This window comes from Kribbella antibiotica, from assembly GCF_004349055.1.
In the GTDB taxonomy this organism is placed as follows: Bacteria; Actinomycetota; Actinomycetes; order Propionibacteriales; family Kribbellaceae; genus Kribbella; species Kribbella antibiotica.
Genome location: NZ_SMKX01000016.1, coordinates 26343 through 34803, shown reverse-complemented (window position 1 = coordinate 34803; position 8461 = coordinate 26343). Strand labels below are relative to the sequence as shown.

The following is an 8461-nucleotide window of genomic DNA, read 5'->3' as shown; positions in this document are numbered from 1 at the left end:
GTGAACTCCCGGATCGAAGAGATTCTGCCGCTCTCGCCGTTGCAGGAGGGCTTTCTCTTCCACGCCCAGTACGACGAGCAGGGGCTCGACGTCTATCTGGTGCAACTCTCGGTGGAGTTGCGGGGTTCGCTGGATACCGTGGCGCTGCAGGCGTCGGCGGCCACCTTGTTGCGCCGGCACGCCAACCTGCGCACCCAATTCCGGACCCGGAAGACCGGTACGCCGGTCCAGGTCGTCCTGCGCGAGGTCGAACCGGCCTGGCGAGAGCACGACCTGTCGGACCTGGACGAGGCGGAGCGGGACAGCGAGCTGGAGCGGCTGCTGACCGAGGACCGGGCGCGCCGGTTCGAGATGGACAAGCCGCCGTTGATCCGGTTCCTGCTGATCCGGCTGGCCGCGGACCGGTTCCGGCTGATCGTGACCAACCACCACATCGTCCTCGACGGTTGGTCGGTTCCGCTGCTGGCCCGGGAACTGTTCACCCTCTACTTGGCCGGCGGCGACGACAGCGGCCTGCCGCCGGTCACGCCGTACCGCAATCACTTGGCGTGGGTGGCTGGTCAGGACCCCGAGCCGGCCCGGAAGCGTTGGGCCGAGCTGCTCGACGGGATCGACGGCCCGACCCTGGTTGCACCGGTTGACCAGGCCCGGACGCCCATCACGCCGGATGAGATCACCGTGCCGCTGACCGAAGAGCTCACCCAGCAGCTGACCGCGCTGTCCCGGGAACGCGGCCTGACCTTGAACACCTTGCTGCAAACGGCTTGGGGCATCGTGCTCGGTCGGCAGACCGGACGCGAGGATGTACTCCTCGGCAGCACGGTCTCCGGTCGGCCCGCCGAGCTCGCCGGGGTCGAGTCGATGATCGGCTTGTTCATCAACACCTTGCCCACGCGGCTGCGGCTGGACCCGGATCGCTCGCTGACCGAGGTTCTGACCGGGCTGCAGGAACAGCAGGCCGAACTGACGGCATACCAGTATCTCGGGCTGACGGATATTCAGCAGCTTGCCGGGGCGGGTGAGCTGTTCGACACGGACTTCGTCTTCGAGAACTACCCGGTTGGTCCGGCGGACGGCTGGGATCTTGGCCCTGACCTGCGGATCGCTGACGTCCGCAGCCAGGATGCCGCGCACTATCCGCTCTGCCTGGTGATCATTCCGGGCGATGCGCTGCGGATGCGGCTGGTGTACCGGCCGGACCTGTTCGACGAGGAAGCTGCGCGGACGCTGCTCGGCCGGGTGACCCGCGTGCTGGCGACGATGGTTGCCGATCCGGACCTTCCGGTGGGACGGGTCGACGTGCTCGACGACGCCGAGCGGCAGCGGATGCTGATCGACTGGAACGACACCGACCACGAGGTTCCGGTGACGACCTTGCCGGAGCTGTTCGAGTCGCAGGTTGAGCGCACTCCCGATGCGACCGCGGTCGTCTGCGACGGCCGGCGGCTCACCTACACCGAGCTGAACGAGCGTGCGAATCAGCTGGCCTGGCAACTGATTGAGCAGGGCGCGGGACCAGATCGGATGGTCGCGATTCTGCTGCCCCGCTCGGTCGATCAGGTGATCGCCGTACTGGGTGTTCTGAAGAGTGGCGCCGGCTATCTGCCGATCGATGTGGAATATCCCGCCGAGCGGGTCGCGTTGATGATCGACGACGTCAAGCCGCTCGCAGTGATCACCGATACCGCAGCGCCTGCTGCACCTCGGAACAACCCGAGTGACGCTGACCGGACCAGGCCGCTGTCACCTTCCGATACGGCGTACGTGATCTTCACGTCCGGCTCCACAGGTGCGCCCAAGGGCGCGGTGATCGAGCATCGGTCGGTCTGTCATTACTTGCTCTGGGCAATTGAACGGTATCCGGCGCTGGCCGGCTCCGCCTTGACGCATTCGTCGCTGGCGTTCGACCTGACCGTGACCGGTCTGTTCGGTCCGCTGATCTGCGGCGGCTTCGTACAGCTCGCGCCGCTGGACCCGGCGGCGGGCGAGACGGTCCCGGACTGGCTGGAGCAGCCCTCGTTCGTCAAGGGAACGCCTGCGCACGCGCCGATGCTGGCCACCATGCCCGGCGAGCTGTCGCCGACCGGGCAGCTGGTGCTCGGCGGTGACTTGCTGCGCGGCGAAATGCTGCGCGAGTGGCGGCGACAGAATCCGGGCGCGACCGTGCTGAACGAATACGGCCCGACCGAGACGACTGTCGGTTGTGCGGAGTACCGGATCGAGCCGGGCGCCGACATCCCGGATGGCGACATCACGCTCGGCGGCCCGATTTGGAACACCCAGTGGTACGTCCTCGACGGTGGCCTGTTGCCGGTCGAGGTCGGTGTCATCGGTGAGCTGTACATCTCGGGTGCGCAGTTGGCGCGCGGCTACTTCGGCCGCCCCGGGCTGACTGCCGAGCGGTTCGTCGCGAACCCGTTCGGCCCCGGCCGGATGTACCGGACCGGTGACCTCGTGCGCTGGAACGCCGCCGGTGAGCTGGACTTCGTCGGCCGGGCTGACGGTCAGGTGAAGGTCCGCGGCTTCCGGATCGAGCTCGGCGAGGTCGAGGCCGCCCTGCTGGAGCACCCCGCGGTGACCAGCGCAGCAGTTGTACCGCGGGCCGACGGCGGCGGCCTGTCCGCTCACGTCGTGGTCTCCGCGGCCGGAGTCGGCCGGTACGGCGAACTCCAGGCCGCCGGCCGCCTGGCCGGACTCGAGACGCATGCCCTGCCGAACGGGATGGTGGTTGCCGCCCGCAACCGATCGAACGTCGAGTACCTGTACGACGAGATCTTCGTCCAGGAGGAGTATTTCCACGGCGGCATCGTGATCGGGGACGGCGCGGTCGTCGTCGACGTCGGTGGTCACGTCGGGATGTTCGGTCTGTTCGTGGGATCGGTGGCGCGCGATGTGCAGGTGTTCGCGTTCGAACCGATGCCCGAGTCGGCCAACTTCTACCGGGTGAACGCGCACCTGCAGGGTCTCGACGCGGTGATCACGAACTGCGGAATCTCCGATGTGGCGGGGCGGGCCGAGTTCACCTACTACCCGGAGATGTCGCTGCTGTCCGGTCGGTTCGCCGACGAGGAGACCGAGCAGCAGATGCTGGCGCGCGTGATCGGCAACGACCACGGTGCGCAAGCTGGCGCCGGCGTACTGGGTGAGTTGCTGGCGACCCGGCTGGACAGCGTGCCGGTCGATGTGGAGCTGCGGACGTTGTCGCAGGTGATCCGCGACAACGCGCTGACGGTGATCGATCTGTTGAAGGTCGATGCCGAGAAGAGTGAGCTGGATGTTCTCCGGGGGATCGAGGAGGAGCACTGGCCGCTGATCGGCCAGATCGTTGCCGAGGTCCACGATCTCGACGGCCGGCTGGCAGTGGTGACCGAACTACTGGAGTCACACGGGTTCAGCGTGACGACCGAGATCCCGCCTGGTCTCGAGGGCACCCTGATGTATCAGCTGTATGCGGTACACCCGTCGCGGCGGCACAACGTCCAGCCGTCACCGGCACCCCGGTCGAGATGGCACAGCCCGGAGCAGGTGAGCGCGGAACTGACGTCGTACCTGACGGATCGGCTCCCTGAATACATGGTGCCGTCGACGGTGACGGTGATCGACGAGCTTCCGCTGACCAGCAGCGGGAAACTCGACCGGAAGGCTTTGCCCTCGCCGGACCGGCCCGTGGCGGAGTTCCGGCGGGCACCGCGGACACCGCAGGAAGAGATCCTGGCCGGGCTGTTCGCAGAGGTGCTGGGGCTGCCCGAGGTCGGGATCGATGACGACTTCTTCGCGCTCGGCGGCCACTCGTTGCTGACGGCAAGCTTGGTGACGCGGGCCCGCAGGTTGCTCGGGCTGGAGCTGTCGATCCGCGACCTGTTCGAGCAGCCGACGGTGGCCGGGCTGACCGATCGGCTGGCCGGCCGCAGTACGGCGGTCCGTCCGGCCCTGACCGCGCGCCCGCGGATCGAGCCGGTGCCGTTGTCGTTCGCCCAGTCGCGGCTGTGGTTGCTCGACCAGCTGGAAGGGCTCGGGTCGGCGTACAACGTGCCGATGGTCCTGCGGCTGACGGGGGAGTTGGACCCGGTTGCGCTCGAGGCTGCTCTGAACGATCTGCTCGACCGCCACGAGAGCCTGCGGACGGTCTTCGTCGAGGTGGACGGTGTGCCCGCGCAGTGCATTCTTTCCGGCGCGGACGCGCGGTTGGCGCTTCCCCTGGCCATGATCGGTGCTGACGACCTGGCATCGGTTGCCGAGTCCGTGGCCCGGGCCGAGTTCGATCTCAGTCGCGACCTGCCGATCCGTGCCCGGCTGTTCCAGCTCGACGCCGAGGAGCACGCGCTGGTGGTGGTCGTCCATCACATCGCTGGTGACGGCTGGTCGCTGAACCCGCTGGCGCGTGACATCGCGGAGGCGTATCGGGCCCGTAGCGGCGGCCGGGCGCCGAGCTGGTCACCGCTGCGCGTCCAGTACGCCGACTATGCCGTGTGGCAGCGTGAGTTGCTGGGCGACGAGAAGGATCCGGACAGCCTGGCCTCCCAGCAACTGCAGTTCTGGCGGAAGACTCTGGCCGACCTCCCGGAGCAGCTGGACCTGCCGTCCGATCGGCCGCGCCCGGCAATCCGTAGCTATGACGGCGAGACCGTGCCGGGTGCGATCAATGCGGGTCTGCATCGTGGGCTCATCGACTTGGCGCGCGCTGAGCACGCAACAGTGTTCATGGTGGTCCAGGCGGGGCTCGCGGTCCTGCTGAGCCGGTTGAGTGCGACCACCGACATCCCGATCGGTACGCCGATCGCTGGGCGGACCGACGAGGCGACCGATGAACTGATCGGGTTCTTCGTCAACACGCTGGTCCTGCGTACGGACACGTCCGGCGAGCCTGCATTCCGGGAGTTGCTGCACCGGGTCCGCGAGGCGGACCTCGCCGCGTTCGGTCATCAGGATCTGCCGTTCGAGCGCCTGGTCGAGGCGCTGAATCCGGTGCGCTCGCTGTCGCATCATCCGTTGTTCCAGGTCATGCTCAGCTTCAACAGCCCGGCGGGCAACGGGCCGGAACTGCCCGGCCTGACCATCGTGGGCGAGTCGGCTGATCTTGGTGCGGCGAAGTTCGACCTCACGTTCTCGTTGGGGGAGCGGGCGGAGGCCGACGGCATCGACCTTGCCCTCGAGTTCAGCACCGACTTGTTCGATCGCCCGACCGCCGAGCTGCTGGTACGGCGGTTGGTCAGCGTGCTCGAAGCGGTCGTCGAGGACCCGCTGGTGCCGGTTGGCCAGATCGATGTCCTCGCCCCGGCCGAACGTCAACAGGTCCTGGTCGACTGGAACAACACTGACCATGAGGTCCCCGCTGCCACGCTTCCAGAGCTGTTCGAGGCACAGGTCCGCCGTACGCCGGATGCGCCTGCTCTCGTGGCCGACGGCGCAACGCTCACCTACAACGAACTGAACACCCGCGCCAACCAACTGGCCCATCACCTGACCGAGCTAGGCGCCGGCCCCGAACGGCTGGTCGCGATCGCTCTACCCCGGTCGGCCGAACTGACAATTGCCATCCTCGCTGTGCTCAAGACCGGCGCAGCCTATCTGCCGATCGACGCCGACTACCCGCCCGAGCGCATTGCTTTTGTCCTCGCCGATGCCCGCCCAGTCGCCATCGTGACCGGCACGGCAACGGCAATCCAGGCTGGTTCCACAGCTGTCGTCCGGGTGGACGATGCTGCGGTTCGGTCCGTGCTGAACAGTTGCCCGCGGCAAGATCTTGTGGGTCGAGCGCTACCCGCCAACCCGGCGTACCTGATCTACACGTCCGGCTCGACCGGGGCGCCCAAGGGGGTTGCTGTTGAGCACCGGGCGATTGTCAACCGCCTGGCCTGGATGCGCGCCGGGTATGGGCTCGGGCCGTCCGATCGGGTGTTGCAGAAGACACCGTTCACGTTCGACATCTCGATCTGGGAGATATTCTGGCCGCTCGTCGAGGGCGCGGTGCTGGTGGTGGCCGCGCCGGGCGGGCATCAGGATCCGGCCTATCTGGCCGACCTGATCCAGCGCGAGCAGGTGACAATCGCGCACTTCGTCCCGTCGATGCTCCGACTGTTCCTGCGCGAGAACGGCGCTGCGAACTGCCCGAGTCTGCGGCAGGTGTTCTGCAGTGGTGAGGCGCTGACCGACGACTTGCGCGACCAGTACTACGCCGTCTTCGACGGTCCGCTGCACAATCTCTACGGACCCACCGAGGCCGCGATCGAGGTCTCGGCGACGACCTGTACACCCGCCGCCGCGGTGACGATCGGCTCGCCGGTCTGGAACACCCAGCTGTACGTCCTGGACGAAGGCCTGAGCCCAGTGCCACCAGGTGTCGCAGGAGAGCTCTACATCGCGGGTGCCCAGTTGGCCCGTGGCTACCTGGCCCGCCCCGGCCTCACCGCGGACCGCTTCATCGCCGACCCGTACGGCGCCCCCGGCGTCCGGATGTACCGCACCGGTGACGTGGTCCGGTGGAACAGCTCGGGCGAAATCGAGTTCCTCGGCCGGGCCGACGACCAGGTGAAGGTCCGCGGTTTCCGGATCGAGCTCGGCGAGATCGAAGCAGCCCTGGCTGCCCACCCGACGGTGGCCGAGGTGGCAGTCGTCGCCCGTGCGGACGGCGCTGCAGACCGGCAGCTGATCGGGTACGTCGTCCCGGTGGCGGAGCAGACGGTCGACAGCGGCGAGCTCCGCGCCTTCGTTGCCCGTGCGTTGCCGGAGTACATGCTGCCCGCCGCCTTGGTGGTCCTGGACGACCTGCCGCTGACCGCGAACGGGAAACTCGACCGGAAGGCGTTGCCTGCCCCCGATTTCGGCAGCCAGGTCTCTGGCCGGTCGCCGCAGACACCAACCGAAGAACTGCTCTGCAGGTTGTTCGCCGAGGTGCTCGACCTCGATCGGGTCGGTGCCGACGACAACTTCTTCGCCCTCGGCGGAGACAGCATCCTGGCGATCCAATTGGTCAGCCGGGCTCGCGAGGCCGGGTTGGCGATCGTCCCGCGCAGCGTCTTCGAGCACCGGACGGTCGAGGGGTTGGCGGCGGTCGCCGTACCGGTGGATGAGGAGTCCGCGGTGGCGGACGACGGCGTCGGGAGCCTCCCGGCGACTCCGATCATGCGCTGGCTCGACGATCAGAGTGGGTCAGCGGATCGGCTCTGCCAATGGGTGCTGTTCGAGGTGCCGGCAACGCTGCGAATGGATCAGCTGGTGCCGGCGGTGCAGGTGGTGCTCGATCACCATGACGCGCTGCGGATGGTTCGGGCGGCCGGCTCAGATCCGGTGATTCAGCCGGAAGGAGCCGTCACGGCTTCCGAGCGAGTTCGTCGGGTCGAGGTCACCGGTGACCTGACTGAGCTCGTCCGCCAAGAGCTGTGGGCTGCTCAGGGACGGCTGGCCCCGGCGGACGGCGTACAGCTGGAGATCGTTTGGCTGGATGCAGGTCCGGCGCGGTCCGGCCGGTTGCTCATCGTGGTGAACCACCTGGCGATCGACGGCGTGTCGTGGCGAATCCTCCTGCCGGATCTTGCGGCTGCTTGGCAGGCCGTAACGGCCGGAGTCACGCCGGCGCCGGCGCCGGTACGTACGTCGCTTCGCCGCTGGGCGCAGTCGCTCAGCGAGCAGGCGAGTTCGCCGGAGCGGATCGCGGAGTTGCCGTTGTGGACAAGGATTCTGCGCGAACCGAGCTCGTTGCTGGCGGCACGCAAGCTGGACCCGGCCCGGGATCGGGTGGACCAGCAGCGGTCGCTGTCGGTTGAGCTGGCGGCCGAGATCACCGTCCCGCTACTCGGTGAGGTCCCGGCGGCCTTCAATGCCGGCATCGACGACGTGCTGCTCACGGCGCTGGCAGTTGCTGTTGGCAACGGTTCGCCGGTCCTGGCCGATGTCGAGGGACATGGCCGGGATGGCGAGCTCGACCTCTCGGGAACCGTTGGCTGGTTCACCAGTTTGTACCCAGTGCGGTTGGATCCTGGGACCGGCGACGCTGCGACAGCTCTCAAGCAGGTCAAGGAACAGCTGCGCGCCATTCCCGACCACGGCATCGGATACGGCCTGCTGCGCTATCTCAACCCGACGACCAGCGCCGTACTGGCTGGGTTCGGGGCGCCCGAGATTGTCTTCAACTACCTCGGCCGGGCAGGTGCCCTGAAGACCGGTGCCTGGTCACCGGCCGCTGAGATGGGGACCGTCACCCCGGCCGCGCCGGATCTGCCCGCGACGCACGCGCTGTCGATCAACGCCGCCGTTCATGACGGCGTATTGCAAGCGACCTGGTCCTGGCTTCCCGGCCTCCTCACCGAGGACGAAGTGCGGCGGCTGGCACAGCAGTGGATCCAGGTGTTGACCGACCTGGCCCAAGGGCCGGGAGCCGGTGGGCACACGCCGTCGGACCTGCCGCTGGTCGCGTTGAGCCAGGACAGCATCGATCTGCTCGAACAGAACTGGGGACGCTGAC

The 8461-nt window shown here is 67.7% G+C and carries 1 protein-coding gene; it reads left to right on the top strand.

The genetic code is table 11. The annotated features are described in order from the left end of the window. A complete protein-coding gene (locus E1263_RS07935) occupies nt 1-8460 on the top strand; it encodes a non-ribosomal peptide synthetase (protein WP_165956545.1) in 8460 nt (2819 codons plus the stop codon). The last annotated feature ends 1 nt before the right edge of the window (nt 8461 follow it).